General features: G+C 69.5%; 23 protein-coding genes. 14 read left to right on the forward strand and 9 right to left on the reverse strand.

Going from position 1 to position 24783, the window contains the following annotated elements; translation table 11 throughout:
• The first annotated feature begins 7 nt into the window (after window positions 1-7).
• Window positions 8-2857, forward strand: a complete 2850-nt coding sequence (locus HDA39_RS13635; RefSeq protein ID WP_184795583.1) for a S8 family serine peptidase — start codon at window positions 8-10, stop codon at window positions 2855-2857.
• A 106-nt stretch (window positions 2858-2963) separates the two neighbouring features.
• On the opposite strand, the gene HDA39_RS13640 is transcribed toward HDA39_RS13635, so the two are convergent.
• Window positions 2964-4229 (reverse strand): MFS transporter, encoded by a 1266-nt coding sequence (locus tag HDA39_RS13640; protein WP_184795584.1) that lies wholly within the window; start codon window positions 4227-4229, stop codon window positions 2964-2966.
• Between the two features lie 55 nt (window positions 4230-4284).
• Between HDA39_RS13640 and HDA39_RS13645 the strand changes: the two genes are divergently transcribed.
• Complete coding sequence (locus tag HDA39_RS13645; RefSeq protein ID WP_184795585.1) at window positions 4285-4650, forward strand: winged helix-turn-helix transcriptional regulator; 366 nt, start codon at window positions 4285-4287, stop codon at window positions 4648-4650.
• A 582-nt stretch (window positions 4651-5232) separates the two neighbouring features.
• On the opposite strand, the gene HDA39_RS13650 is transcribed toward HDA39_RS13645, so the two are convergent.
• Window positions 5233-6687 carry an amidase gene (locus tag HDA39_RS13650; protein WP_202892991.1) on the reverse strand — a complete coding sequence of 485 codons (1455 nt, stop codon included), beginning with the start codon at window positions 6685-6687 and terminating at the stop codon, window positions 5233-5235.
• Between the two features lie 191 nt (window positions 6688-6878).
• Between HDA39_RS13650 and HDA39_RS13655 the strand changes: the two genes are divergently transcribed.
• Window positions 6879-7430 (forward strand): nucleoside/nucleotide kinase family protein, encoded by a 552-nt coding sequence (locus HDA39_RS13655; protein ID WP_184795586.1) that lies wholly within the window; start codon window positions 6879-6881, stop codon window positions 7428-7430.
• Window positions 7431-7486: 56 nt separating this feature from the next.
• Here the strand turns inward: HDA39_RS13655 and HDA39_RS13660 are convergent, their stop codons facing one another.
• Window positions 7487-8074 (reverse strand): dihydrofolate reductase family protein, encoded by a 588-nt coding sequence (locus HDA39_RS13660; protein ID WP_184795587.1) that lies wholly within the window; start codon window positions 8072-8074, stop codon window positions 7487-7489.
• Window positions 8075-8369: 295 nt separating this feature from the next.
• A complete protein-coding gene (locus HDA39_RS13665; RefSeq protein WP_184795588.1) occupies window positions 8370-9701 on the reverse strand; it encodes an amidohydrolase in 1332 nt (443 codons plus the stop codon).
• Window positions 9702-9876: 175 nt separating this feature from the next.
• On the opposite strand from HDA39_RS13665, the gene HDA39_RS13670 reads away from it, so the two are divergent.
• Entirely contained in the window at window positions 9877-10521 is a 645-nt protein-coding gene (locus tag HDA39_RS13670) for an alpha-ketoglutarate-dependent dioxygenase AlkB (RefSeq protein ID WP_184795589.1), read from the forward strand.
• Window positions 10522-11211: 690 nt separating this feature from the next.
• Here HDA39_RS13670 and HDA39_RS13675 read toward each other — a convergent pair.
• Window positions 11212-11697, reverse strand: coding sequence for a hypothetical protein (locus HDA39_RS13675; protein ID WP_184795590.1), 486 nt, complete (start codon window positions 11695-11697; stop codon window positions 11212-11214).
• 119 nt (window positions 11698-11816) lie between these two features.
• On the opposite strand from HDA39_RS13675, the gene HDA39_RS13680 reads away from it, so the two are divergent.
• The 3 genes from HDA39_RS13680 (at window position 11817) to HDA39_RS13690 (ending at window position 14911) form a co-directional block, all read left to right on the forward strand.
• Entirely contained in the window at window positions 11817-13043 is a 1227-nt protein-coding gene (locus HDA39_RS13680; RefSeq protein ID WP_184795591.1) for an MFS transporter, read from the forward strand.
• Window positions 13043-13681 (forward strand): pyridoxamine 5'-phosphate oxidase family protein, encoded by a 639-nt coding sequence (locus HDA39_RS13685; protein ID WP_184795592.1) that lies wholly within the window; start codon window positions 13043-13045, stop codon window positions 13679-13681. Before HDA39_RS13680 ends, HDA39_RS13685 begins: the two co-directional genes overlap by 1 nt.
• 78 nt (window positions 13682-13759) lie before the next feature.
• The gene (locus HDA39_RS13690) at window positions 13760-14911 is read left to right on the forward strand and encodes a sensor histidine kinase (RefSeq protein WP_337925742.1); all 1152 of its coding nucleotides are present in this window, start codon (window positions 13760-13762) and stop codon (window positions 14909-14911) included.
• Here the strand turns inward: HDA39_RS13690 and HDA39_RS13695 are convergent.
• Window positions 14891-16102 carry an alpha-hydroxy acid oxidase gene (locus HDA39_RS13695; protein ID WP_184795593.1) on the reverse strand — a complete coding sequence of 404 codons (1212 nt, stop codon included), beginning with the start codon at window positions 16100-16102 and terminating at the stop codon, window positions 14891-14893. The two genes, HDA39_RS13690 and HDA39_RS13695, sit on opposite strands and share 21 nt — an antisense overlap.
• Window positions 16103-16183: 81 nt before the next feature.
• Between HDA39_RS13695 and HDA39_RS13700 the strand changes: the two genes are divergently transcribed.
• Window positions 16184-16969 carry an FCD domain-containing protein gene (locus HDA39_RS13700; protein ID WP_184795594.1) on the forward strand — a complete coding sequence of 262 codons (786 nt, stop codon included), beginning with the start codon at window positions 16184-16186 and terminating at the stop codon, window positions 16967-16969.
• Here HDA39_RS13700 and HDA39_RS13705 read toward each other — a convergent pair.
• Together HDA39_RS13705 and HDA39_RS13710 are read right to left on the reverse strand one after the other, a co-directional pair.
• The gene (locus tag HDA39_RS13705; protein ID WP_184795595.1) at window positions 16959-17510 is read right to left on the reverse strand and encodes a class I SAM-dependent methyltransferase; all 552 of its coding nucleotides are present in this window, start codon (window positions 17508-17510) and stop codon (window positions 16959-16961) included. The genes HDA39_RS13700 and HDA39_RS13705 overlap by 11 nt on opposite strands.
• 13 nt (window positions 17511-17523) lie before the next feature.
• Window positions 17524-18021, reverse strand: coding sequence for a DUF6069 family protein (locus HDA39_RS13710; RefSeq protein ID WP_184795596.1), 498 nt, complete (start codon window positions 18019-18021; stop codon window positions 17524-17526).
• 93 nt (window positions 18022-18114) lie between these two features.
• Here HDA39_RS13710 and HDA39_RS13715 point away from each other — a divergent pair, with 93 nt between their 5' ends.
• The 6 genes from HDA39_RS13715 (at window position 18115) to HDA39_RS13740 (ending at window position 23505) form a co-directional block, all read left to right on the forward strand.
• The gene (locus HDA39_RS13715; protein ID WP_184795597.1) at window positions 18115-19293 is read left to right on the forward strand and encodes a sensor histidine kinase; all 1179 of its coding nucleotides are present in this window, start codon (window positions 18115-18117) and stop codon (window positions 19291-19293) included.
• Between the two features lie 14 nt (window positions 19294-19307).
• The gene (locus HDA39_RS13720; RefSeq protein ID WP_184795598.1) at window positions 19308-19967 is read left to right on the forward strand and encodes a response regulator; all 660 of its coding nucleotides are present in this window, start codon (window positions 19308-19310) and stop codon (window positions 19965-19967) included.
• A 187-nt stretch (window positions 19968-20154) separates the two neighbouring features.
• On the forward strand, window positions 20155-20820 hold the full coding sequence (locus tag HDA39_RS13725) for a response regulator (protein ID WP_184795599.1): 666 nt from the start codon (window positions 20155-20157) through the stop codon (window positions 20818-20820).
• Window positions 20821-20898: 78 nt separating this feature from the next.
• Entirely contained in the window at window positions 20899-21816 is a 918-nt protein-coding gene (locus HDA39_RS13730) for an ABC transporter ATP-binding protein (protein ID WP_184795600.1), read from the forward strand.
• Window positions 21806-22651, forward strand: coding sequence for an ABC transporter permease (locus HDA39_RS13735; protein ID WP_184795601.1), 846 nt, complete (start codon window positions 21806-21808; stop codon window positions 22649-22651). Before HDA39_RS13730 ends, HDA39_RS13735 begins: the two co-directional genes overlap by 11 nt.
• Before the next feature lie 2 nt (window positions 22652-22653).
• On the forward strand, window positions 22654-23505 hold the full coding sequence (locus HDA39_RS13740; protein ID WP_184795602.1) for a PIG-L family deacetylase: 852 nt from the start codon (window positions 22654-22656) through the stop codon (window positions 23503-23505).
• Here HDA39_RS13740 and HDA39_RS13745 read toward each other — a convergent pair.
• Window positions 23502-24773 carry a glycoside hydrolase family 125 protein gene (locus HDA39_RS13745; protein ID WP_184795603.1) on the reverse strand — a complete coding sequence of 424 codons (1272 nt, stop codon included), beginning with the start codon at window positions 24771-24773 and terminating at the stop codon, window positions 23502-23504. The two genes, HDA39_RS13740 and HDA39_RS13745, sit on opposite strands and share 4 nt — an antisense overlap.
• Between the last annotated feature and the right edge of the window lie 10 nt (window positions 24774-24783).

The raw sequence follows: 24783 nt of genomic DNA on the forward strand, positions 1-24783 counted from the left end.
TCCCGCAATGCCCATCCGCCCGTCCCATCTCCTGAAACTGGGCCTACCGGCCGCGCTGGTCGCGACCACTTTGGTCACCGTCACCGGTTCGTCGGTGTCCGCGGCCCAGCCGAAGCCCTTCTACGACGCCTTCCAGGTCCCGGACCGTCAGGTCACCGCGGCTCCTGAGGCCTATGACCCGCACTCGGTCCTGGTGAAGTTCTCGCCCAAGGCGAGCGCGTCCGCCCGGTCGACGGTCCTTGCCAAGCACAACAGCCGGCAGGCCGCCGTACCCGTCGACGGCGACTACGCGACCGTGACCAGCAACGCCACCGCACCCGAGCTGCTGAAGAAGCTGCGGGCCGAGTCGAGCGTCGAAGTTGCCTCGCTCAACTACGTCCGGACCAGCGCCGCGACACCGAACGACGAGTACTACCGCTCCGACCAGGCGTACCTGTCGACCATCCGGATGCCGCAGGCGTGGGACCTGTCCAAGACCGCGGGCAGCCAGACCGTCGCCGTACTGGACACAGGTGTGGACGGCGGCCACCCGGAGCTGTCCGGCCGGGTTTACACGGGGTACAACGCGATCAACCCGAAGGCGTCGGCGAACGACGACGAAGGCCACGGCACGATGGTGGCAGGCATCATCGCCGCCAACACGAACAACGCCCGCGGCGTCGCCGGTGTCGCCTGGAACGCCAGGATCCTGCCGGTCAAGGTGCTCGACTCCGAAGGCAACGGCTCGGACTCGTCGGTCGTTGCCGGGATCAACTGGGCGGTCTCGCACGGCGCCCGGGTGATCAACATGTCGTTGAGCGGTCCGAGCTACAACCCGGTCATGCACGCCGCGGTGAAGAACGCTGTGGCCAAGGGCGTCCTGGTGGTCGCCGCGGCCGGAAACAACTACAACTCCTCACCTCGCTACCCCGCCGCCTTCCCGGAGACCGTCTCGGTCGGTGCCACCGACAACAACGGCGTACTGACCACGTTCAGCTCGTGGGGCGACTCGGTCGACATCTCCGCGCCCGGCTGGAGGATCCTCTCCACCGGACCGCGTGCGCTCACCGACCCCGGCTACCTGCCGTACTGGGGTGGCAGCGGCACCTCGTTCTCTGCCCCGATGGTGGCCGCCGTCGCGGCGATGCTGCGCAACAAGTACCCGAGCTGGACCCCGGCGCAGGTCGAGTCCCGGCTCGAGGCGACGGCGCGCGACGCCGGTCCGCACGGGCGTGACCCGTTCTACGGTGCCGGTGTGCTCGACGCCACCGAGGCGCTCGGCGGCAGCTGGGCGCCGAAGTTCTGGGCCGCCGGCCCGGACGGCAACGACGTACCGGCCCGCGCGACCTTCATGAACCACGCCACCGCGCCCGGCTCGATCGGGACCGAGGGTGAGGAGGACTGGTACGCCGCGCAGTCCGCCACCGCTCGCGACGTGACGGTACGGGTCGCTCCGCCGACGTACGACGACGACAACCGGGCCCAGAACTTCGACCCGGTGCTCGCGATCTACAACGACCAGCTCCAGCTGATCGGGTACGCGGACAACACCTTCGGCGGTTCGGAGTCCGTCCAGCTCAAGCTGCCCGCCGGCCGTGCGTACTTCATGATCCGCAGCTACAACCCGTCGCGCGACAGCCGTCCTTACACCTTGTCGGTGACCGCCGGCGGCCTGCCCAGCGGTGGCATCGGGCAGTCGCAGTGGGTGCGTGACACGTTCCCTGCCGATCTGGCCTCGGGCGTCTCGCAGACTGCGTCGCCGACCGTGACACTGAGCCAGAACGCCGCCCCGGCCACCATCAACTCCACGAACGTTCAGCTTCTGCACGGCAAGACCGGCGCGGTAGTGCCGACCACATCGTCCTACGATCCGGCGACGCGGAAGATCACGATCGACCCGACGCCGACTCTGCAGGACAACACGCCGTACCGGGTGGTGGTGCGCGGGTTGAAGAACACCGGCGGCACGGCGATGCCGGGTGGCTACCTGGTCTTCTTCCGGACCGTCGACGTCGCGCCGGCGCCGATCACGAACTTCACCGTGACGGGCCAGTACGCCGCCGCGGGGATGAAGTGGACGCTGCCGGGGATCACCGACCTCGACCAGGTCGTCGTCCGGCGCAACGCCGGCACCGTCGCTCCGAGTGCTCCGAACACCGGCACCTCGGCGTACACGGGTCCGGCCTCGAGCGCCACCGCGACCGGGCTGGCGAACGCGACGAGCTACGCGTTCCGCGCCTGGGTCAAGGATCGCAGCGGCAAGTGGAGCTCGCCGGTCGCGGCCAACCTGACCGGGACCTATACGACGATGACCGGCAACGCGACCGCGCTGAACTTCGGCGGCAAGGTCACGCTGAACGGCAGTGTCGTGCGCGTCGACACGAAGGCGCCGCTGGCCGGCGTACCGGTCTCGCTGTACGGCCGGAACAAGAACAGCTCCACCTGGCGCGAGATCACCCGCGTCACGACGAGCGCCACCGGCACGTACTCGGTCACCTACCAGCCGACGTACTCCACGATCTTTGCCTGGGGCTACAACGGCTCGTCGCAGCTGCTCGGTTCCCGCACCGGCAACTGGACCACGGACGTCCGCCCGACCCTGACCGCGAACCTGTCCGCGACGTCGATCAAACTCGGCGCCTCGACCACGTTCTACGGCTACGTCCGCCCCCAGCACGCCGGTTCGCCGGTCTACCTCCAGCGCTCCACCGGCGCCACTTGGACGACCATCACGTCGACCAAGCTCAACTCCACGGGCAACTACGGCTTCTCCATCAAGCCCACCACCCGAGCCAGCTACACCTACCGAGTCGTCTTCCAGTCCGACGGCGACCATGCCACCGGCGTCAGCCCGGCCAAGAGCTTCACGGTCAGCTGACCTCCCTGCGGTTACACGACGCGCCTCGTCCGGGACTCCTCGGGCGGGGCGCGTCGAGTATCTGCGGAAGCTCCTTGCCGGACCGCGTCTACTTGGCTTCGCGGACCTAAGGGGTCATGGCGGCGTCTAGTGCCTCCTTGTCGATCCTTGGTGTTGTCAGCGGTAGGAGGGCGAGTGCGCCGGCGAAGGTCATGGCGGTGGCTCCCCAGAACAAGGGGATCAGTCCGGCGGTCTGGGCGACCAGCCCGCCGGTGAGGGCGCCGAGGGCGAGGCTTCCCCAGGCGACGAGTCGGTGGGTGCTGATGACGCGACCGAGGAGGTGCAGGGGGACGATGCGCTGGCGCATGGTCACCGTTCCGACGTTCCAGAGCGCGACGCCGAGTCCGCCGAGCGCGTACGCCGTGCCGATCGCGACGAGATTGTGGGTGAGCACGGGCATCACGATCTGACCGGCCTGGGTCACCGCGTTGATCGCGAGGAGAATCCGCAGGCCGAGCGCCCTGGTTGCTGCCCGGATCAGCAGCGACCCGAGAACGCTGCCGACGGCCGAGGCTGCGATCAACAGCCCGAACCTGCTTGGGCTCAGCCCGAGCGCCGAGCCGGGACCGACGGCGTACACCACGAAGACGCCGGCAGCGGCAGCGCCGGCGAAGTTGGTGATGGCCACGCAGACGCACACCGCGCGCAGCGCCACGCTGCGGGCCAGGAACCGCAGGCCGATGGCGATGTCGGACCGCAGCGATGCGGCCTCCGTCAGTTCGCCACGACGGGCCCGGAAGGTGCCCGTGAGTGCGATCAGCATCACCACGGCAAGGGTCCACACCACGGCCGGCCCGCCGAGTGCCAGGCCGACGCCGACGCCGACCAGCACTCCGCCGAGCGCCGGGCCCGCGAACTGGTTCGTGGCCTGATCGGCGATCTGCTGGAGAGCGTTGGCCCGGTCAAGCTGGGTCCGGTCGACGAGTTGAGGCACGATCGCCGACGCCGCGGTCGCGTAGAACGTCTCCGCCACCCCTGCACTGAAGGCCACCACGTAGATCAGGGCGATCGAGCCGAAGCCGACGACGGCGAGGACCACGGACAGCGTGAGGACCGCCGCTCGGACCAGGTTCACGGCGAGGAGGACGGTCTTGCGGTCCGCGCGGTCGACGATCGCGCCTGCGGGGAGCGAGAGCAGCAGCCAGGGAAGCATCGCCGCGAAGCCGACCCCGGCGATCGCGAGCGGGGCATCGGTAAACGAGCGGGCCAGCAGGGGCAGGGCGACCTTGAGCGTACCGTCGGCCAGGCTCGACAGGGAGGCGGCGCTGAGGAGCCGCCAGTAGCTCGCGCCGAGCCCGGCACGAGCCGTGGCGGCGGGGACGGTGGCTGTCATGGGCGAGACAGTATAGATTTGATACCGGTATCTACAACGCTACTGGTGGGAGCCGATGAGCAAGGCCTACAACGTCATGGCGGCGACCTGTCCGAGCCGCACCGTGCTGCACCGCATCGGCGCCCGGTGGACGGTCTTCGTCGTCAACGCCCTGGCCGCGGGGCCGATGCGATTCACCGAACTCAAGGCGCACATCCGTGGCATCACCCCGAAGGCCTTGACCGAGACGCTGCGCGCGATGGAGTACGACGGACTGGTCTCGCGCACGGACCACGGCGGCAACCCGCCGCACGTGGAGTACGCGCTGACGCCACTCGGGGATTCGCTCCTCGTTCCGCTGCGGGCGGTTCGTGAGTGGGCCGAGACCCATGTGCCGGCCATCGAGTCGGCCCGCGCGGCAAGGTCGACGCCGGGCACGTGAGGAGGCAGCCGCCGGACCTGTGAGGCGGCGGTAGCCGACGTACGGCGCGACGACGCTACGGCCCGGCGGAGTGACAGGGTCGGCCGCCGCGGGACTGTGGCGCGGGCGTCGAAGGTCAGCACATGTGGGGTGTCGGAGAGTGTTGATGCGGCCGGGAAGGTCGCCGGGGGTGGAGGCCGCTGCGGCCGGAGAGCGCGGGAGTGGGTGGGGCCTGGTTGTCCAGCCCGCGACGGCTCGGCGGAGCGGCCGCCGCGGGACCGGCGAGTGCGCGACGGTCCGGCGGAGCGGCGGCCGCGGGACGGTCGAACGCTCGGCGGCTCGGCGGAGCGAGGGCTCGGCGGCCGCGGGACCGTCGGCGCGCGCCGGCGCGACCAACCGCGCCGGCGACCTGGGGCAGGATCGCCACCCGCCGCCGGCCACGGTCCCTTCGGCCACCGCCGCCCGGGTCGACGACAGCGCGTCCTCCATCCGGTGCTGCAACTCCTTGTCCGCGCGGTTCGTTGCGGTGAGACACGCGATCCTTGCCGCCATCGTTCATCGCATCCCCCACGGTCGCGACCGCCGCCCTCTCTGGTCGTGGGTCTACTGCGGTGGTTGGAAGCCGCCGAGATTCTGCTCGAGTAGTTCGGCCAGGCGTAGTGGGGTGCGGTCCTCGTACATTGGGCCGATGAGCTGCACGCCTACCGGCAGCCCTTCGGGGGAACGGCCTGTTGGTACGGCCGTGGCGGGTAGGCCGGGCATGGTGGCCAGGCCGGCCCAGACTAGTTGGTCGAAGTACGGGGACTTGGCGCCGTCGATGTCGATCCGGCGTACCAGCACGTCGGGGTTGTGGTCGTGCGGGAACGCGGGAGTCGGCGTGATCGGGCACACCACGGCGTCGAACTCGGCGAAGAGCTGCCGCCAGCTGTGGCGGTGCAGCTCACGACGGTTGGTTGCCTCGATCCAGTCGCGGTGGCTGAGCACCATCCCGCGCAGCCGCGTCGCGTCGAGGCTCTGGTCGTCCGCACTCAGAGCGGCCGCGCGGGTCCGGAGCTGTTCGTACGCTTCGACGGGGAAACGGGCAACGGAGCCCGAGAACAAGAACTGCATGTAGAGCGTGCCGGCTTCGGTCAGGTCGGGCAGAAGCGGGCTGTGCCGTTCGACGCGGGCGCCGCCGTCGACGAGCGCGTCGGCCACCCGGTTCACGCCCGCCCGGACGGCGGAACCGGTCGGGATGAGCGGATGGTCGTCGATGACCAGGACCCGGAAGTCGCCGAGCCGTTCGTGGCGCGCGGGCGGCAGCTTCACGCCGTACGCCTTGCCGTGCGTCAGCGGGTCCGGTCCGGCCATCACGTCGAGCAGGAGTGTGAGGTCGCCGGCGCTGCGCGCCATCGGGCCGACAACGGCGAGGTCGAGGTCGACCGGCAACGGCGGTCCCGGTGGCGCGACCATGCCGCGGGTTGCCGCCAGGCCGAGTGTCGGCTTGTGCGCGTAGATGCCGCAGAAATGCGCGGGGGTACGCAGCGAGCCGGCGAGGTCGGAGCCGATGGACAGGGCGCCGAATCCGGAGGCCAGGGCCGCCGCCGATCCGCCGGAGGATCCACCCGACGTACGGGTGTGATCCCACGGGTTGTTGGTCGTGCCGTAGATCTCGTTGAAGGTCTGGATGTCCTGCAGCCCCAACGGAACGTTGGTCTTGCCGAGCACCACCGCGCCGGCGGCCTTCAGCCGCGACACCTGTACTGCGTCCTCGGCCGGTTCGAAGTCCCGGTGCGCAGGCATGCCCCAGGTCGTGGGCAGCCCGCTGACGTCGTAGGACTCCTTGACCGTGACCGGAATCCCGAGCAGCGCGCGATCCTCACCGCGAGCACGCGCTTGGTCGGCATCACGTGCGGCCGCCCGCGCACGATCGAAGTCCGGCACACAGATCGCGTTGATCGCCTGGTCGTCCCGCTCGATCCGGGCGATCGCCTCGTCGGTCAGTTCCACCGAGCTCACGTCACCGGCCCGCAACGCGGACGCCTGCTCTTCAGCTGTCTGAAACTCTGTCTCCACCATGTTTCCGACGCTAATCGCCTGCCGCTGAAGACATAAAATGCCACTTCGCACAACGGCAAAGCCGAACCACTGGCGGACTTCCCGAGGCCAGGCCTCGACTCCAACCTGTGGTGTGGAAGCACCGATACGGCCGGCCGTCGAACTGTGCCCAGCGGGCCTGAGCGATCCTCCCGGTAGGGCAAGCTGAGCGGATGCCTAGAACCGTCTTTCTCTCCGGGCCGGCCGGCTCCGGCAAGACGACCGTCCTCCGGTTGAGCCACGACGAGAAGCTCGCCATCTGGGGCCGGACCGCCGCAGTCGACACCGACCAACTGTTCCTCATGGTCGACCCGCACTGGGACCTGCCGTACGACGATGCCCGCACCGCCCTCGTCCTGCGCCAATCCGCACAGCTCGCGGAATCGTTCTTCGGAGCGGGCTGCGAGAACGTCCTCATCGCGGGCAACAGCATCCACGACGCCGTCGACCTGAACCCGGTCATCCCGTGCCTCCTGCAACTCGGCCGGGTCTTCCACGTCACCTTGGATCCCAGCGCCGAAGCAGTACTTCGGCGTACAGCCGACGATCCGGACCGGTCGCCGTCCGATCTCATGAACGACTTCCGGATTCCGCGGGCCACGCGTTCACCTTGGTCGGCAGCCGTCGACAATTCGGTGCTCACCCCACTGGAGACGCTGCAGAGGATCGCTTGCCTGGTGCAGTCGGGTGATGGAGAGATCCACGGATTGCTGGCGGACTCCTAGGTCTTGCGTGCGACGGAATCTCTGTCAGGTGACTGGTCTTCCAGCGGTGACTCCTCTCATGCGTGTTGGTTGGTGGGGACCGGGCGGTAGCGGACGTTGATTTCGGTGGTGGGGTTGGTGCCGTTGAGGAGGTGGAGCTTGACGGGCGAACCGCCGGGGTTGTCGAGCAGGCGGATCCCGTCTCCGAGCAGGACGGGTGCGATGTGCAGGTCGATCTCGTCGATCAGGCCGCGGTCGAGGAGTTGCCGGCCGATCGAGGCCGAGAGGATCTCCAGGTTCTTCCCGCCGGCCGCTTCGAGGCCGATCCGGACCGCTTCGGCCACGTCGCAGTTGAGGAACGTCGTACTGGGTGTGGGCGGGGCGTCTTCGGGATGGTGGGTGAGGATGAACACGGGGACCTGCCAGGCGCCTTCGTAGGTGGAGTCGGCGTCGGGGAAGGCGTCGAAGCCGTCCCGGCCGCCGAGGATCGCGCCGGTGGTTTGCATGTACTCCTGGGTGATGTCGGGGCGCACGTTGGTGATGCCGCCCATCCAGTCCATGGCGTGGTTCGGGCCGGCGATGAATCCGTCGAGCGACATCGTGAAGTGCCACAGCACCTTGCCTGCTGCGGTCTGTGGTTCGGTGTCGGGAAGTGCGGTGGTCATCGGAGCCTCCTGCTGATCGTCGGTCGGTCCCTCGATCCTCGACGATCACCGGTCTGGTCTGAAGGTCCAATCACGAGCCTGCGGACCGGACCACTCGGCGCGCGGCTTCGTTGTTCGGGTACGGCGAGCGTTGCGGGAACCTGGTGAGTTCGGGGCTTGGTTGCCCAGGAGATCGCTAGTCGGGAGAACTGCTGGGTCGGTGCTGCCAGCATTCACGGGACAGCCGACCAGCGCCGCGGTGATGGAGGCGGTTCGTTCGGCAAACGTCGACAGGACTCGGTCGGCGCCAGCTGGGTCATGGGGCGTAGTGCTGGATGGCGCCGGGGTTGGTGAGGTCTGTGAGGGTGTGGGCTACTTCGTTGGCTTGGGTGAGGATTTCGGTGAGGTCTGCTGTGGTCAGGGATCGGTTTTTGACTACCAGGTTGCCGTCTACTACTACGTGGACCACGTCGGTGGGGCGGGTTGAGTAGACGAGGGCTGCTAGGGGGTTGTGGAGGGGTTGGTTGTGGGGAGCGGAGAGGTCTACCAGAGCTAGGTCGGCTTGGTGGCCTGGTTGCAGGGTGCCGGTGTTGTGGGTTGAGGCTTTGGCGCCGTTGTGGGTGGCCAGGCGGAGGGTTTCCGAGAGGGGCATCCATTCGGCATTGTTTTGTTGGTGCTTTTCGGTGAGCGCCACCAGGCGGAGGGACTCCCAGACGTCGAGGGTGTTGTGGACCGCGGCGCCGTCGGTGCCGATGGCTACGGGGATGCCGGCGGCGTGGAGTTGCTTGATGGGAGTGATGTTGCCCATGGCAAGTTTCAGGTAGACCTTGGGGCAGGTGGCCACGACCGTGCGGTCGGCGTGGGCTTGGAGGAGGGCGTAGTCGGAGTCCACGATGCCGCAGCCGTGGGCGATCAAGGAGCCTGACGCGAGGATGCCGGTGCGGTCGAGGATCTGGATGGGGGTGGCGCCGTACTGTGTTTGGGATGAGGCGGTTTGGTCCATCGTCTCGGCGGCATGGAGGTGGATGCGGAAGTTTTCGGCCTGGGCTACCTCTGCGGTGCGGCGCAGGTCTTCTTCCGAGACGGTGTAGGGGGCGTGGGGACCCAGGCTGGCGGTGATGCGGTTGTTGCCTAGGGCACGGATTTGGCGGGCGGTGTCGAAGGCTGCTTCGCGGGCGGCCGGGCCGGTGGAGGTGAAGAAGGTGGGGGCCAGGTCGGCTCGGATGCCTAGTTCCAGGGCGGCTTGGGCGATCTGGTCGGCGTGGAAGTAGTGGTCCACGAAGGTGGTGACGCCGGCCAGCAGCATTTCGGCGCAGGCCAGGCGCGCGCCTACTCTCACGCGGTCGGGGGTGAGGTTCATTTCCATGGGCCAGATCTTCTGGTTGAACCAGTTGTCGATCGAGAGGTCCTCGGCGGCACCTCGCATCATGACCATGGGGCTGTGGGTGTGCGCGTTGGTGAGGCCGGGGACCGCGAGCAGGCCGGTGGCGTCGAGGACCTCGAGGTCACCGGCTGGGGTCTGCGCGGTGGGCGTGATCGACGTGATCTTGCCGTCGGTGATCTGGATGTCCTGGGCCTCGTCGACGCGGCACTCGCCGGTGGCGGGGACGACCAGGACCGAGCAGTTCTGGATCAGCAAGCGTGACATGGGGGCTCCACTGCGGTCCGTGGCGATGGTGAGGGCAGTCTTTCGCAGGTGAGGGCCAGCGCGGGAAGTGCCTCATTGGTCTCACTGGCACCACTGGTTTCAGGTGGGCGTGGGCGGCGGAGAGAGGGGTTGGAGTCAGGGGAACATATGTTCGAATCTCGGGTACAGTGGCGGCATGGGTGCTGACCTTCAAGCGTCCTTGCTGGATGCGTTCGCTGATCCGGAGCTGGGGTCGCTGGACGCGCTGCAGCGGACGGAGCTGAGCCACGGGGCATGGATCGACGTGCTGCCGGGGTGGTTGTCGGGAGCCGATCAGGTGTACGAACGGCTGGCGGTGGACGTGCCGTGGCGGGATGAGCGGCGGCAGATGTACGACCGGGTGGTCGAGGTGCCGCGGTTGCTCTGTTTCTACGGGGAGAGCGACACCTTGCCGCTGTCGATCCTGGACGAGGCGCGGGAGTTGCTGAGCGAGCACTACGCGGAGGAGTTGGGTGAGCCGTTCCGGACGGCTGGGTTGTGTTACTACCGGGACGGGCGGGACAGCGTGGCCTGGCACGGGGACAAGCTCGGGCGTGGGGAACGTGAGGACACGATGGTGGCGATCCTGTCGGTGGGTGAGCCGCGGGTGCTCGCGCTGCGGCCACGGCCGGGGTCGGTGAGTGGGCCGGTGGGGTCGACGATCAGGTATCCGCTGGGGCATGGGGATTTGATTGTGATGGGTGGGTCCTGTCAGAGGACTTGGGAGCATGCGATTCCGAAGGCTTCCGGGCGGATTGGGCCGCGGATCAGCGTTCAGTTCAGGCCGCGTGGGGTGCGGTGAGGGCGGTGGTTGTGCGGGGTGTGGTGAGGACGGTGGTTGTGCGGGGTCAGGTGAGGGCGACATGGGGTGCTCCTGGGTCGGCTGTGGCTGGGGTGGTTGGGGATGCGGCCGGTGGGGTTGGTGGGGTTGAGGTCGCTTCGGCCGGAGGAGGAGAAAGAGGAGCGGAGTGCGCGGTGAGGTGGGCGGTGGGGATCCGCTAGCCCCCGGGGGGCAGGCTGAGGTGGGGAGGTTGGCGACGGACGTGGGGAGGTTGGCGGGTCAGGCCCCCCGGGGTGCGGTCGGTGTTTGTGCGGGGGCTGGTGAGGACGGGAGTCGTGCGGGGTGTGGTGAGGTCGACATGGGGTGCTCCTGGGTCGGCTGTGGCTGGGGTGGTTGGGGATGCGGCCGGTGGGGTTGGTGGGGGCTGAGGTCGCTTCGGCCGGAGAAAGAGAAAAGAGGAGTGGTGTGGGCGGTGGCATGGGCGGTGGCATGGGCGGTGGCATGGGCGGTGGCATGGGCGGTGGCATGGGCGGTGGCATGGGCGGTGGCATGGGCGGTGGCATGGGCGGTGGCATGGGCGGTGGCATGGGCGGTGGCATGGGCGGTGGCATGGGCGGTGGCATGGGCGGTGGCATGGGCGGTGGCATGGGCGGTGGCATGGGCGGTGGCATGGGCGGTGGTGTGGGGGGTGGGGGTCCGCCGGCCCACGGGTCAGGCTGCGGTGGGGAGGTTGGTGATGGAGGTGGTGAGGTCGGCGGGGAAGACTTGGTCGCGGGAGGCTATGTAGAAGGTGAGGAGGCGGACTCCTAGGGAGCGGCAGGCTCGGGTGGCTCCTTCGGCCCATTCGCGGTCGGTGGTGGTGGTTGCGGAGGGGCCTTTGCGGCCGAGGGTGAGGATTAGGGCGCCGCCGGGGTAGACCTGGAGTGGTCGGATGACTGGGCGGAGAGCGGCGGCTCGTCTGATTGGGGTTGAGGCGCTGGCTTTGGGGGTGTTCGGGGATGGCGGGTCGGGGGTGAGGTCGCGGAGGTCGATGGCGATGGCGCCTTTGAAGCGGTCTTTCTCGTCGCAGATGATGAGGGTCAGGGCGCCGCGCCTGCGGTCGCCGGCGGTGCAGTAGAGGTCGGCGACGTTGGTGGCGAGGGGCTGCTCGGTGAGGGGCCGGTCGCGCCAGTTCTGGGGTAGGTCGAAGAAGGTCATGCCTAGAAGATGCCGTTGCGGGGACGTGCTTCGGCGGTTGTCCACAGGGGAATATTGGCCCAAAAGATGTGGCCTAAAGTGGCCCTGACTGATGGGCCGCTGCGCCTTAGGCTCGACTCATGACGACCTCGAAGCGGCTTGCGGCGGCGCAGTTGGCGAACTCGGTGGGCGATGGCGCGTTCATCGTCACGTCGGCGTTGTTCTTCACCCGGGTGGTGGGGTTGTCGACCGCCCAGGTGTGGCTTGGGCTGACTATTGCTTGGCTGGTCGGGTTCTTGACCGGGGTTCCGCTGGGGCATCTGGCGGATCGGCGAGGGCCGCGCGGGGTCGCGATGGTGCTGGCGGTGTCTACGGCGCTGTCGGTGGGGTCGTTCTTGGTGGTTCGGAGTTTTCCGCTGTTTCTGGTGGCGGCGATCGCTTACGCGAGTAGTCAGACCGGGTTGACCGCTGCGAGGCAGGCGTTGCTGGCTGGGTTGGTGTCGCCTGCGGAGCGGACGAGGATCCGGGCGACGTTGCAGGCGACGGCCAACGGTGGGCTTGCGGTGGGGGCCGCGCTTGGCGGGGTGGCGTTGAAGTTCGACACCTCAGAGGCGTACCTGGCGGTGTTTGCTATCGATGCGGTGAGTTTCTTGGCAGCGGCGGCGCTCATCCACAGAGTGCCGGCGGTACCGGCGGTCAAGGCCAGGACGCAAGGTGAGCCGCGGCTGGCTGTGCTGCGCGATCGGCCGTACGCCGTACTGGCGCTGCTGAACGCGGTGATGTTGATGTTCATGCCGTTGCTCAGCCTGGTGGTGCCGCTGTGGATCGTCGAGCGGACGAACGCTCCCGGCTGGGTCGTCGCATCCCTACTCGTCATCAACACCCTCGGCGTCACCGCGTTCCAGGTCCGCGTCGCTCGCAGCGTCACCAACCTGAAGACCGCGACGCGATCGGTGCGAGTGGCCGGGGTCGCGATGCTCGCGGCCTGCGCCGTCTTCGCGCTCTCCGCGAGCGGCGCTCCCCCGGCCGCGACGGCCGTCGTACTGGCTGCGGCTGCGGCGCTGCTGACCTTCGGCGAGATGAAACTGGCGTCCGGTGCGTGGGAGATCAGCTTCGGTCTTGCCCCGGCCGAGCAGCAGGGGCAGTACCAGGGATTCTTCGGAACCGGTCCTGCCGTTGCTCGGATGCTGGGTCCGGTGCTGCTCACCACGCTCGTGCTCGGATGGGGTCCGATCGGATGGATGATCGTCGGTGCGCTGTTCCTGGGGACCAGTTGTGCAACTGGTCCCGCCGTACGATGGGCTGCACGGACTCGGCCCGCCAGCAAGGCGGTCCAGCCTTCTTCGGTAGAGGAGTACGCCGCCTGATGGACATCCCCGGACTGGTCGAGATCACTACCTACGAAGAGCTGCGCGAGGTCGTCCCGGAGCCGTTGGCGAGCGTCTCCGGCAAGGTGCGCAAGGAACTGCACGACCTCGACAAGGAGTGGCTCGCCGCGTCGCCGTTCTGCCTGATCGCGACCTCCGCGGCCGACGGCAGTTGCGACGTCTCCCCCAAGGGCGACCCGGCCGGATTCACGCTGGTCCTCGACGACAGCACGATCGCCGTTCCCGAGCGCGCCGGCAACCGGCGGATCGACGGCTTCATCAACCTCGTCAGCAACCCGAACGTCGGGCTGATCTTCCTGATCCCGGGCCGCGGCGAGACGCTGCGGATCAACGGCCGGGCGCGGATCGTCCGCGAAGCGCCGTTCTTCGACGACATGGTGGTCAAGGGCAACCGCCCGCAGCTGGCCCTGCTGGTCGAGATCGAGGAGATCTTCCACCACTGCTCGAAGGCGTTCCTGCGGTCGAAGATCTGGAAGCCGGAGACCTGGGAGCCGGACGCCGTACCGAGCCGGGCGCAGATCGCCAAGGCGCTGGACCGGCCGGACGACGACCTGGCCGAGCTCGAGCAGTACTACGGACCGAAGTACGAGAAGGGCATCTACAACGTCAAGTACTGACGTACTCCGGGTGAAGCAGCCGCGAGTACTCCGTGGCGACGACGACAGCGGGTCACCACGGGCTCTAGGGTTCTGAGGGTGAGCACCACAACGTTCTGGCCTCAGGTGAGACGGATCGCCCTGCCGGCGGTCATCTCCGTCGTGGCCGTGGTCGGGTCGATCGGCTCGAGCAACAACCAGCCGGACCGGCGTGATGCCGACTGGCTGCTGGTCGTGCTCGTCCTGATCGGGTCGGTGTCGCTCTACTGGCTCAGGACCCATCCCGTGCCGGTCCTGTGGGCCACGGCGGCCTCGTCGCTCGTCTACATGCTGCGCGAGTACGGGTACGGCCCGGTGATCTTCGCCTTCGTGATCGCGGTGTTCGCGGCGATCCGGGCCGGTCACCGCTCGGCCGGCTGGATCGCGATCGCCGCGCTCTACACCGGCCATGTGCTGGGCCGGTTCGTGCTCGGCATCAACGACCAGAACGTCTACCAGATCCTTCTGGTCGGCACCTGCTTCCTGGTCCTCGGATTCCTCGCCGAGCTGTTCCGGGCGCACCGGGACCGGGTCGCGGCGGCCAACAAGACCCGCGAGGAAGAGGAACTGCGCCGCGCCGGGGAGGAGCGGCTGCGGATCGCGCAGGAGCTGCACGACGTCGTCGCGCACCACATCTCGCTGATCAACGTGCAGGCCTCGACGGCGCTGCACCTGGTCGATCGGAAGCCGGAGCAGGCCGGGCCGGCGCTGTCGGCGATCAAGGACGCGAGCAAGGAGGCGCTGGTCGAGCTCCGGTCGATCGTGGGGATCCTGCGGCAGAACGACGAGTCAGCGCCCAGGCAACCAGTCGCCGGACTCGAGCGGCTCGATCACCTGATCACCGGTACGTCGCGAGCCGGGCTGGAGGTGCACACGATCGTGCACGGCGACCCGCGGCCGTTGCCGACCGGGCTGGACCGGGCCGCGTTCCGGATCATTCAGGAGTCGCTGACCAACATCGTGCGACACGCGAAGGCGACCGCGGCGACCGTGCGCATCCAGTACGGCGAGGAGTCGCTGGTGCTGCAGGTGGACGACGACGGGGAGTCGCTGACCGGGCCGCCGCACGAGGGCAACGGGATCATCGGGATGCGGGAACGCGCGACGGCTCTCGGCGGGACGTTGACGGCCAGTCGTACGCCGACAGGTGGGCTGCGCATTGTCGCCCACCTGCCGTTGGAGGCTCGGGTGTCAGGGCAAGCGGACGTGTGAGGGGTTCAGGTCCTTCACGCTCGGTACGCCGAGCAGCGCCATCGTCCGGCGTACTTCAGTCGTCAGGATCTGCGCAGCACGCTCGACACCGCGCTGGCCGCCGGCCATCAGCCCGTACAGATAGGCACGGCCGACCAGGCAGGCGTCGGCGCCCAGCGCGAGTGCCGCGACGATGTCGGCGCCGCTCATGATGCCCGTGTCGAGGTGGACCTCGGCGTCGGTGCCGACGGCCTTGCGGACGTCCGGCAGGATGCGCAGCGGCGTGGGCGCCCGGTCCAGCTGGCGGCCACCGTGGTTGGACAGGACGACGGCGTCGGCGCCCGCATCGACCACCCGCCGCGCGTCGTCGACGGTCTGGATGCCCTTGATGATCAGCGGGCCGTCCCAGATCGAGCGGATCCAGGCGAGGTCGTCCAGCGTCATGGTCGGGTCGAACAGCTGGTCCAGCAGCTCCGCGACCGTGCCGTCCCAGCTGGACAGCGAGGCGAACGTCAGCGGCCGGGTGGTGAGCAGGTTGACCCACCAGGCCGGGTGCATGGACGCGTCGAGCACGGTCTTGGCCGTGAGCGACGGCGGGATGGTGAAGCCGTTGCGGACGTCGCGCAGCCGCGCACCAGCGACCGGCACGTCGACGGTCAGCATCAGCGCCTCGTACCCGGCGGCGGCCGAGCGCTTGACCAGGTCCTCCCCCGCGTCACGGTCGCGCCACACGTACAGCTGGAACCACTTGCGGGCGTCCGGGCCGGCCGTGGCGACGTCCTCGATCGAGGTGGTGCCCATGGTGGACAGCGCGTACGGGATGCCGATCTGCTCGGCGACCTTGACGACCGCGCTCTCGCCCTCGTGGTTCATCATCCGGGTGAAGCCGGTCGGTGCGAACGCGAACGGCAGCTCGGAGCGGCGGCCGAGGATGTCGGTGCTCAGGTCGATGTCAGAGACGTTGCGCAGGATGGACGGCTGCAGCTCCATCTCGGCGAACAACTGCCGGGCCCGCTGCAAGCTGATCTCGGACTCGGCCGCGCCGTCGGTGTAGTCGAAGACCGAGCGCGGCGTACGGCGTTTGGCGATCTTGCGGAGGTCCGCGATCGTCAGGGCCTTCTCCAGGCGGCGCTCGGTCGGGTTCGTGGTGATCGGCTTGGCGCGCAGCAGAGGCTTCAGCTCGGACCAGCGGGGGATCTGGCGGTCGGTCATCGGGGCGTCCTCACAGCTCGCGCGGGTGTGGTCGGACCACAGCATAGCCTGTGGTCCGACCACACAGCTAGACTCGCGGCTGTGAAGAACTACGAGCTGGTGCTGCAGCAGGTCGAGGCGGACCTTGCGGCGGGGCGGTTGCGGCTGGGTGGGCGGTTGCCCGGGGAGCGGGCGCTGGCCGAGCAGCTCGGGATCAGCAGGCCGTCGGTACGGGAGGCGGTGCGGGTGCTGGAGGCGCTGGGGGTGGTGCGGACGGCGACTGGGTCTGGGCCGGAGGCGGGGGCCGTGATCGTTGCTGAGCCGTCGGCGCCGTTGACGGCGTTGCTGCGGTTGCACCTGGCGACCAGTCATCTGCCGATGGAGGACATCGTGCAGACGCGGGTGCTGCTGGAGTCCTGGTCGGCGCGGGAGGCGGCTGGGCGGTTTGCAGCTTCAGCGGGAGAGCCCGGCGGTCTGGCTGGTGCGGAAGGCGCCGGACTACTTGCTGGCACGGTGGACGCAGTACGGCCTGGCGCTGGGGAGTTGGCGGTCGCTGAGGAGCTGCTGGGGCGGATGGAGGTGGAGGGGTTGTCGCCGGAGGAGTTTCACGTGCTCGACGCGGAGTTTCATGTGGCGTTGGCGGGGTTGGCGGGAAACGTGTTGATCGCTGCGGTGATGGGGTCGTTGCGGTCGGCGATCCATGGGTACGTGCTGGCCGCCGTACCGAATCTGCCGGACTGGGACGCGACGGCCGTTGCGCTCCGGGCCGAGCATCACGGGATCGTGGCGGCGATTCGTGGCGGTCGGGGTGAGGATGCGGCGCGGTTGGTGACCGAGCACATCGAGGGGTTCTACCGCGCGGCCCGGTTGTCGTCGCCTACCTGGTAGCGGCGCCGGCGATGAACGGGATCGGGATCAGGCCCGGCATCGTGTAGTGGTCCAGCTCGATCGTGGTGAAACCGGCGGCCTCGATGGCGGCCGCGATGTCGCGGGCCGGGTTGCAGCCGCGGTCGAAGCGGCGGGTGAAGGGCGCGGCCAGCCTCTGCAGGCGATAGGTCCACGTCCCGCGAGGTGCGGCGACGTGCTCGACGAAGACGAAGCGGCCGCCGGGGCGGAGGACGCGACGCAGTTCGACCAGCGTGGCCGGGAGGTCGGCGACGGAGCACAGTACGACGGTCGACAGCACGCCGTCGACGCTTGCCTCGGGCAACGGGATCTGCTCGGCGCCGGCGGCCAGGACGCGCCGCCCGGCCGCCGTACGGACGAGCTGGGCGCGAGCGCGGCGATGCGGCTCCAGGCCGATCCACTCGATAGTGCCGGGCAGGTCGGCGAAGTTGGCGCCGCTGCCGGCGCCGATCTCGAGGACCGTGCCGGACAACGAACGGATCAGGTCCCGCTTTGCCGTCTGGTAACCGCTCCAGTTCCTCATCTCCGTCGTCATGCTAGTTGCAGCGGTCGCAGGCGGACAGGGCCGTGCGGTGAAGGCCGGCGATGACCACGGCGCCGACGATCAGGTGCAGGGACGCCAGACCGAGCTTGGCGCCGACGCCGATCCCGGCGACGAGCGGGCTGCCGAGCGACAGGATGCAGGCCGACGCGGCCAGGATCGTCCAGACCTTGCGGGCGTTGACGGTACGCCGTTCGAGCACGGCGAGCAGCCCCCAGCCGGCGAAGGCCATCAGGGTCGCCGAGACGAAGACCGAGACGCCGGTGATGTCGGTCGTGGACGTGCCCTGCTCGGCCCGCAGCTCGATACCGGCGAGCGGGCCGAGGACCGCCCAGGCGACGAGGGCCGCGGCCGAGGTCGCGCCGACGACTGCGAGGCGGCTCTTGCCGGGAACTCGGGTGATGGGCTTGCCGGCGGTGATGGTCATGGTGATGCCTTCCGTGAGCTGGTCGATGTGCGACCCAGCGTCGCGGGAGAGCGCGTTCTCGGGCATCGGCCGCGCGGCTGCGGCCGCCTGCCCGGAAGTCGGTCGGGCATCGACTTTGGTCGGTGGTCGCACCAGCGCACCGCCTCTAGGCTCGGGCCCATGACTGCGGACTGCTCCAACGATGCCGGCGCCGGCCTCCGGATCCCGGGTGAGCCACCACGGTGGGTCGGCAACGTGATCGGGCTGGGCTCCGTCGCCGTGCTGACCGCCGCCACCGTCCTCGGGCGACAGTCCGGGGACGGCGCCGGCCGGTTCCTGGTCTTCGACGTCGTGGTCGGGATCGTTGCCGTCGGCCTCATTCTGCCGCTCGGCCGGCGACCGGTGCAGTCGGCGCTGGTCCTGGCCGCGCTCGCTGCCCTCTCCCCCGCCGCGACGCCGCCGTCCACGGTCGGGACGCTGACGGTGGCGCAGTTCCGGCCGTTGAAGGTCGCCACGCTGGTCGCGCTCGCCGGGACGGTCGGCCACCTGGTCCAGTGGAGCTGGCGGCCGATCGACGGGCTGAACCTGTTCTGGTACGTCATCCTGGACGCCGCCGTCCATGCCGCTCTGCTGGCGTGGGGCCAGTGGGCGCAGGCCCGGCGCGCGTTGGTCGCCTCCCTGCGAGAACGCGCTCTCCGGGCCGAGAGCGAGCAAGGCCGACGGGTCGCTGAGGCGCGCACGCTGGAGCGGACGAAGATGGCGCGCGAGATGCACGACGTCCTGGCGCATCGGCTGTCGTTGCTGGCGACGTACGCGGGGGCGCTGGAGTACCGGCCGGACTCGTCGCCGGAGAAGCTCGCGCAGGCGGCGGGGGTGATCCGGACCGGGGTGCACCAGGCGCTGGAGGAGCTGCGCGAGGTGATCAGCGTGCTGCGCGACGGGGAGATGGACGAGCTGCCGGGTGGGCGGCCGCAGCCGACGTTCGGGGATCTGGACGCGTTGGTGCAGGAGTCGAGGGACGCGGGGAGCGCGATCTCGTACGACGCTGAGGTGAGCGCGCCGGAGACGTTGCCGCCGGCCACCGGGCGGACGGCGTACCGGGTGGTGCAGGAAGGGCTGACCAACGCGCGCAAGCACGCGGCCGGGCGGCCGGTGAGGGTCGTCGTGCGCGGACGGCCGGGTGACGGGCTGGTGATCGAGCTGACGAATCCCGGCGGGGACGGCGTACCGGCTGCTCCTGGGAGTGGGACCGGACTGGTCGGGCTGACCGAGCGGGTGAACCTGGCCGGCGGCACGCTGGACCACGGAAGGGCGGCGGGCCGGTTCCGGCTGCATGCTGCGTTGCCGTGGCCGGAGTGACTACGGTGACGCCTATGGGTGAGCGTGCGGCGATTCGGGTGCTGGTGGTGGACGACGACGCGCTCGTCCGGGCCAGCCTGGAGATGATGCTCGACGGGGCGAACGGGATCGCCGTGGTCGCGCAGGCGGCCGACGGCGACGAGGTGCCGGGTGCGATCGACGCGCACTTCCCCGATCTGGTGCTGATGGATTTACGGATGCCGCGGGTCGACGGGATCGTCGCGACCCGGCGGGTGCGGGCGCGGAAGAACCCGCCGGAGGTGATCGTGCTGACCACGTTCGACACCGACGAGAACGTGCTGCACGCGCTGCGGGCGGGGGCGAGTGGGTTCTTGCTGAAGGACACGCCGCCGGCGCAGATCGTCGACGCCGTACGGCGGGTTGCCGCTGGGGATCCGATCCTGTCGCCGGCGATCACGCGGCGGTTGATGGACCGGGCGGCGACGCAGGCCGATGCGCACACGGAGGCGCAGGGGGCGCTGGCGCGGTTGAGTCCGCGGGAGTACGACGTGATGCTGGCGGTCGCGCAGGGCAAGGCGAACGCGGAGATCGCGGCGGAGTTGTTCATGAGTCTGGCGACGGTGAAGGCGCACATCTCGCACATCCTCACGAAGCTGGAGCTGGGCAACCGGACCCAGATCGCGCTGCTCGCGCACGACGCCGGGCTCGCCTGACGGCATCGCCCGGCGAGGGGATGGGGGCCGGAGCCCCGGCGCGAGGCGCGGCGCGAGGCGCGGCGCGAGGCGCGGCGCAAGGGAGGGAGCCGGCGCGAGGGAGGGAGCCGGCGCGAGGGAGGGAGCCGGCGCGAGGCTGTGCATCGTGGGGAGCTGCGCTGACCGCCGGATGCTTTAGCGTGGGCGCATGATTCGGGTGTTGCTGGCGGACGATCAGGCGTTGGTGCGGGCGGGGTTCCGGTCGTTGCTGAACGCCGAGGACGACATCACCGTGATCGGTGAGGTGTCGGACGGGGCCGAGGCGGTCGTGGTGGCGCGGGCGGAGAAGCCTGACGTCGTGCTGATGGACATCCGGATGCCGGGGACCGACGGGCTGGAGGCGACGCGGCAGATCGGGACCGATGAAGCGCTCTCCGGTGTTCACGTGGTGATCCTGACGACGTTCGACCTGGACGAGTACGTGTTCGAGGCGTTGCGGGTCGGGGCCAGCGGGTTCCTGGTGAAGGACACCGAGCCGGTGGAGCTGCTGCAGGCCGTTCGGGTGGTCGCACGGGGCGACGCTTTGTTGTCGCCGGGGGTGACGCGGCGGCTGGTGGCCGAGTTCGCGACGCGGAGCCGGCAGCCGCACGCGAGCAAGGAGCTCGACGTCCTGACCGAGCGGGAGAAGGAGATCGTCGCGCTGGTCGGCGAGGGGCTGTCGAACGACGAGATCGCGGCCCGGCTGGTGCTGAGCCCGGCGACGGCGAAGACGCATGTCAGCCGGGCGATGGTGAAGCTGGGTGTGCGGGATCGCGCGCAGTTGGTGGTACTGGCTTACCAGACCGGGCTGGTACGACCGGGCTGGTTGGGCTAGCACTACTCCCCCGGCGGTACTGCGGGTCACTCCTTGTGGGCGACGCGGAGACCGGCGGTCTGGCGGGACGCTCGGGGTATGACGACAACAGCTGCCCCGATGGTCCAGGTGCAGGGGCTCACCAAACGCTACGGGGACACCGTCGCGGTCGACGGGGTGGATCTCCAGGTCCGGCCGGGTGAGGTCTACGGGTTCCTCGGGCCGAACGGCGCCGGGAAGACGACGACCCTGCGGATCCTGACGGGACTGATCGCTCCGACCAGCGGGAGCGTCGAGGTGCTCGGCGGTTCGCCCGGGCAGGCGAAAGTGCTGGCCCGGACCGGGTCGATGATCGAGTCGCCCGCGTTCTACCCGTACCTGTCGGGGCTGGACAACCTGCGGCTGCTCGCCGAGTACGCCGAGGTGGCGCGCGCCCGTGTCCGCGAGGTGCTCGAGCTGGTGGATCTGGCCGAGCGGGCCAAGGACCGCTTCTCGACGTACTCGCTGGGGATGAAGCAGCGGCTCGGCGTCGCGGCGGCGTTGCTCAAGGACCCCGAGCTGGTGATCCTCGACGAGCCGACGAACGGGCTGGATCCGGCCGGCATGCGGGACATGCGGCGGCTGATCCGGGAGCTCGGGTCGGACGGGCGGACCGTGGTGCTGTCGAGCCATCTGCTCGGCGAGGTCCAGCAGGTCTGCGACCGGGTCGGAATCATCAACGCCGGCCGGATGGTGGCCGAGCACGACGTCGAGGAACTACGCGGGCAGCAGGAGCTGGTGATCCGCGCGAAACCGCTGGAGAGCGCTCACTCGGTGCTCCGGGAGGTTCTCGGGGCCGACGCCGTCCACCTGTACGACGACACGCTGCGCGCCAAGGTCTCGCCGGACCGCGCGGCCGAGCTCAATCGCCTGCTGGTGCGGGCGGACATCGCGGTGTCGGAACTGCGCAGTACGGAACGAGCGCTCGAGGACGTCTTCTTCGAGCTGACCACGGAGGAGAAGACTCATGCTGGGTAGCTATCGCGCGGAGCTGATCAAGCTGCGGAAGCGGTCGGCTGTCTGGGTGCTGTTCGGGGCCGGCCTCGTGCTGAGCCTGATCTTCGGGTACGTGCTGCCGTACGTCGGTTACCTGACCGGCGACGACAACCCGCAGACCAACGGGATCCCGCGGGCCGAGGTGCTGCGCGGGCTGCTGCCGGAACGCGTGCTGGACAACACGATCGGCGGGTTCCCGGTCTTCGCGGGAGCGCTCGCTCTCGTGCTCGGGGCGATCGTGGTCGGCGGCGAGTACACGTGGGGCACGCTGAAGACCGTGCTGACCCAGCGGCCGGGGCGGATCTCGGTGCTGGGCGGGCAGTTGCTCGGATTGTTCACGATGCTCGCGGTGTGGGTGCTCGGGATCTTCGTCGCGTGCGCGCTGTGCAGTGTGGGGATCGCGGCGGCCGAGGGTGGGTCGATGGCGTGGCCGGGTGTGCTGGAGACCGTCGAGGCGCTGGCCGGCGGGTGGTTGGTGCTGGCGATGTGGTGCCTCGCGGGCGCCGTCCTGGCTGTTGCCTTCCGCAACGTTGCGTTGCCGATCGGGCTCGGGGTGGTGTGGATCCTCGGGATCGAGACGTTGCTGGCCGGTGTCGCGAGCAGTCTGTTGCCGGACCTGGAGGTGCTGACGGATGCGTTGCCCGGGGCGAGTGCCGGGGCACTGGTGTTCAGCGTGACGGGGATGGTCGCGGCTGACGCGCCGCCCGGCGTACGGGATGCGGTGGGTGGTGGACGGGCGCTGGCGACGTTGGTGGCCTACGGCTTGGTCTTCGCCGGGCTCGCGATGTTCACGACCCGGCGGCGTGATGTGGTGTGAGCGTGAGGACGGCTTTGGTGGTGCACGCCCATCCGGACGACGAGGTGTTCGCGACGGGAGCGGCGACGATCGCGCTCTCCGCCGCGGGCTGGCGCGTGGTGCTGCGGGTGGCCACGGGCGGGGAGGCTTCGGAGGATCCGGCGCTGGGTGAGGTCGAGGCTCGGCGGGTGCGGAGCGAGAAGCTGAGTCGGTCGTGTGAGTTGCTGGGGATTGCTGAGTGGGCGTGGCTCGGTGAGTGGGTGGATCGTGGGGGTGCTGGGCCGGGGACTGTTGCTGACGAGGAGAGCGCGGTCTTGGTTGACGCCGTACGGCGGGCGCTGGGTGAGGTGCGGCCGGAGTTGGTGCTGACCGTTGGAAGCGACGGACTGACCGGGCATCCGGATCATGTGGCGATCGGGGCGGCGGTGCGGGAGGCGGCCGATGGTGTGCTGGGGGCTCGGGTGAGAGCGGCGGATGTTCAGGTGGCTCAGGAGCGCATCAGGGAGTACCTGAGCGGCGAGCGGCAGGTGGGATCGGGGCGGGTACTTGGAGTAGGAAACGAAGTCGTGCTGGAAGAGGTCCCCGGCGATGGTTGGCGGGTCGGCGGCGAGGCGGCGGACCGTCGACGGGAGGCGGCGGACCGTCGACGGGAGGCGGCGGACCGTCGACGGGAGGCGGCGGAGCGCCGGCGGGAGGCGGAGGAGCGCCGGCGGGAGGTGGCGGAGCGTCGGCGGCGGGCGCTGGACGTTTACCAACCCGGGTTGGGGACGCTGCCGCTCGAGCAGGTGCTCGGAGGACGGCTCGGGGACTCGGTGCTGCTCCGAGCCGTCCTCGATGTCGCCGGCTGGGACCGGGATCTGTTCGAGCGCGGTTAGAGGCGTCGGCCGGCGTGAGCCAGGGCCAGCTCGCAGAACATCGCGTTCGCCCAGGAGAACCACTCGCGCGTGTACTGGTTCGGGTCGTCGACGTGGAAGCCCTCGTGCATCTGCCCGGTCCCGCCGGTGGTGTCGCGCAGGGTGTCCAGGATCTGCGCGCGCTCCTCGGCCGAGGTCGCGGTCAGGCCCTGGACGGCCAGCGCGATGTGCCAGATGTAGTTCGGCGGGGTGTGCGGGCTGCCGATTCCGGAGGCGTGCGTTCCGCTGTAGTAGTACGGGTTGTCCGGGCTCAGCAGCAGCTTGCGCGTCGCCAGGTACGTCGGGTCGTCGACGGCGGCGTACCCGCTCAGCGGCGCCGACAGCAGGCTCGGCATGTTCGCGTCGTCCATCAGCAACCGCTCCCCCGCGCCGTCCACCTCGTACGCGAAAACGCGCCCGTACGTCGGGTGGTCGACCGTGCCGTGCTGGGAGATGCCCTCGTCGATGCCGACCCGCAGCTCCTTGGCGCGAGCACCCAGCGCCGGATCGCCGAGCACCTCGGTCGCGATCACCTCGACGTACCCGAGCACGACCGAGGCGAACATGTTGCCGGGCACGTTGAACCCGTGCTCGGTCGCGTCGTCGCTCGGCCGGAAAGCGCTCCACGTCATGCCCGTCGGCTGCGTCCACCGGCCGCGGCCCTCGCGGACCAGCGTGTCGGTGACCGGCTCGCCGTGCCGCTCGAACCGGTACGGCGACCGCGCCTCGTGGTCGAGCTCGACGGTCCACAGGTCCAGCGTCGCGATCGCGGCGGTCCGGAACCGCTCGTCGATCACGTCGTCGCGGCCGGTGAGCTTCCACAGCTTGTACGCCAGGTCGAGCGGGAAGCACAGCGAGTCGATCTCGTACTTGCGCTCCCACACCCACGGCGACATCTCGGTCAGGTCGGTGGTGTGGCCGGCGCCGTTGGCCTCGCGGTTGAAGGCGTTCGCGTACGGGTCGAGGGCGACGTACTCGAGCTGCCGGTGCAGTACGCCGATCAGCACGTCCTGCAGGCCGGGGTCGTCGGCGCACAGCACCAGGTACGGGCGCAGCTGGGCGGCCGAGTCGCGCAGCCACATCGCCGGGATGTCACCGGTCAGCACGAACGTCGTACCGTCGGCGAGCCGTTCGGCCACGGCGGTGAGGTTCTGCGTCATCGACTGCTGGAACATGGTCGCGATCACCGGGTCGCCGGTGGCCTGGCGGACCTCCTCGGTGGCGCGGGCCAGCACGTCGGGGTCGATCATCAACACTTCA

This window comes from Kribbella italica (assembly GCF_014205135.1).
In the GTDB taxonomy this organism is placed as follows: domain Bacteria; phylum Actinomycetota; class Actinomycetes; order Propionibacteriales; family Kribbellaceae; genus Kribbella; species Kribbella italica.